The sequence below is a fragment of the Sphingomonas sp. genome (assembly GCF_964263785.1).
In the GTDB taxonomy this organism is placed as follows: Bacteria; Pseudomonadota; Alphaproteobacteria; order Sphingomonadales; family Sphingomonadaceae; genus Sphingomonas.
The window spans coordinates 1-2604 of record NZ_CAXVWL010000066.1; the positions used below are offsets into that span (position 1 = coordinate 1).

The window sequence follows — 2604 nt, forward strand, 5'->3', positions numbered from 1 at the left end:
ACTGGACGTCTTGGCGGACCGGGCCATTTCGGCGCTGGCCGCGGGAAAAAAGGAGATCAGGCCGGGTTTGAGCAACGTCCTCAAGTTCATGAGCCGCGCCGCGCCGTCCTTCATGCTGAACCAGCTTGCAAAGGCGACGACACCCCGACCCGAATGATCATCGATCAGGGTTTCCGGTCTCGATCGGGGCGGCGGACGTGATCGATCGGCCCATAGCCTGATGCAGCCATCAGCGGGATCAGGCCCCGCCGCATGGGCGGTCACACCTGAGGCGAGCGCGCCCTCCCTGCGATCAAGAGTCCGTCAGATCGATCACGTGACGCAGCGCATAGGAGACCGGCTCGAAGGATTTTGCCAGATCGGCGGCCTCCCTCATGTGGGGCTGCGCGTCCGGGTTCTTCTGCATCGCCTCGAAGTGCGCGGGTGCGCCACTGGACGTAATTGACCACGCGCTTGCGGTCGAGCGACAGATGGAGGTTTGCGGAGACGAAGCCGGGCAGCTTGCTGATCGGCCCGACGCCCGTTGCAGGACGTCCACCAATCTTTCGGCATTCTCGGGATCGACCTCGAAGGCGTTGATCATCGTGAAATAATCATTGCCTGGATCGAGAGTGGTCAAACTAGGCTCCCTGAGGCGAGAGATGATGTCGGAAACGGGGTCAGTCGGAATCACGGTCGGCCGATCAGGACGAGGGAGAAAGTCACCAACCGTCATCCCCTCTCCGTTCGATAATGGCGCAATGGCAGCTACGGTCGTTATAAGAGAAATAGAGCCGCACGCGATTGCCCTCGTCGATCAAGGACGCGGCGAACGCCAAATTCCGGCCCCCCTCCTCGCCGGGCGGCGCGATCAGCGGTTCCGCGCAGCGATCGAGTACGTGGTTGTTCGGATGGTCGAACACGACCCAGCCAATCCCCCAGACGCCGTCGCGCGTCGCGCCGTTGTAGAACATGATGGGGTAATCGGGATCTTCCAGCAGCATCGGACCCGGCGACAGGTGCCAGGAATCGAACCGGTCGGCGCGCGCGCCGAAGCCGTGCTTGGTCTCGCGCCAGGGACCTGCGGGTCCGTCACCCTCGGCATAACCGATCAGCGACGCCTCGCCGCGCGCATATTCATAGCCCATCGTCCAGCGGCCATCACGGACCGCGACCTCCGCCTCCTTGATGTCGCGCTCGCCGCGGAACGCTTTCGCCGCCACGCCGCGCTTTTCCAGCGCCCGCACGTCCGCACCCGACGCCCAGAGCAGGTGGCCGTCCCCGTTCGCGTCCACGCCGGTGTAAAAGACGATCAACTCGCCCCCGTGGAGGATGGCGGTCGGATCCTCGCACCCGTTCGCGTCGGGACCGTCGACATCGGGCGACAGGACGGGTCTGTCTTCGACCTCGAACGACAACCCATCACCGCTGCGGCCGTACCATATGCTGCCGGTGCTGGCGTCGTCACCCGGCACCGCGCGCACGAGCACCCCCAACGAACCGTCGAGATGGCGCCAGACGTAGGGGCTCATCAGCTCGCATCGGGTGAAGTCATCAGGTCCACTGAACCGGAGCGCCTCTACCCGCTCCACCCTGAACCGATCCGCCACGGTCAGGCGCCCTGCCCCATAAGCAGGGAGAGCCCACCGTCGATCACAATCGTGGCCCCGGTGATGTAGGACGAGCCGCGCGAAACGAGGAACGCGGCGAGCCGGCCGATCTCCTCCGGCCTGCCCGCCCGGCCCGCGGGGATCGCCCGTTCCATCTCGGCCCGCCGCACCGGGTCCTCGGCCTCGGCGTTCATCGGCGTCAGGATCATGCCGGGCGCGATCGCGTTCACCGTGATGCCAAGCGGCGCGCATTCGAGCGCCATCGTCCTGGTAAGGTTGGCCTGCCCACCCTTCGCCGCCGTGTAATCCGCCGCGCCGCTCCGCATGGCAAAGGCGTGGATCGACGTGATATTGATGATCGCGCCGGAATCGCCGCTCGCGCGAAGGTCGCGAACAAAGCGGCGGGAGGTGAGAAAGCTACCCGTCAGGTCGGCGCGCAGCAGCTGCTCCCATTGCGCCAGGTCCATGTCGACGACAGGCACGCCGGACTGGTTAAGCCCGGCCGAGTTGACCAGGATGTCGGGAATGCCCAGCGACCCGCGCACCGCATCGAACGCCGAGCCGACCTGCGCCTCCTCGCCCACGTCGACGACGACCCGGGTCGCACGGCGACCGTGCGAGACGATGCCGCCTTCCACCTTAACGGCGGCGTCTCCATCGGCATGAACGAGCAGCGCGATGTCCGCCCCCGTCTCGGCCAGCGCCAGCGCGCACGCGGCGCCGATGCCCGATTCGCCGCCTGTCACGGCCGCGACTCTTCCGGACAGCATGCCAGCGACGGTCATGCCGCCTTCGCCGGATGCGCGAACGTCTTCTCGCAATAACGTTGCAGCAGGTCCGTCCTGCTCGCCGACCCGCGGAAGGCGATGTGCCCGTCGGGGCGGACCAGCACGAGCGCGGGCGTGCCCTCCAGCCCGTAGGCCGCGTGCGCGGCGCCGTCCAGGTCGGACAGGCTGTCCTTCGCGCCCGCTTCGTCGACCATCGCTTCGGGGGCGGAGACGATCAGCGTCGGCCG

Annotated in this window: 4 protein-coding genes; all 4 read right to left on the reverse strand. The window is 66.7% G+C overall.

Annotation, left to right across the window (positions count from 1 at the left end; genetic code table 11):
* Positions 1–292 precede the first annotated feature (292 nt).
* Positions 293–619, reverse strand: coding sequence for a hypothetical protein (locus tag ACE5C1_RS08975; RefSeq protein WP_374943726.1), 327 nt, complete (start codon positions 617–619; stop codon positions 293–295).
* Positions 620–701: 82 nt separating this feature from the next.
* Complete coding sequence (locus tag ACE5C1_RS08980; protein ID WP_374943727.1) at positions 702–1511, reverse strand: glycosidase; 810 nt, start codon at positions 1509–1511, stop codon at positions 702–704.
* Positions 1512–1591: 80 nt separating this feature from the next.
* Entirely contained in the window at positions 1592–2374 is a 783-nt protein-coding gene (locus ACE5C1_RS08985) for an SDR family oxidoreductase (protein WP_374943728.1), read from the reverse strand.
* On the reverse strand, positions 2371–2604 hold a 234-nt coding region (locus ACE5C1_RS08990), incomplete at its 5' end, for a hypothetical protein (protein ID WP_374943729.1). The genes ACE5C1_RS08990 and ACE5C1_RS08985, both read right to left, overlap by 4 nt.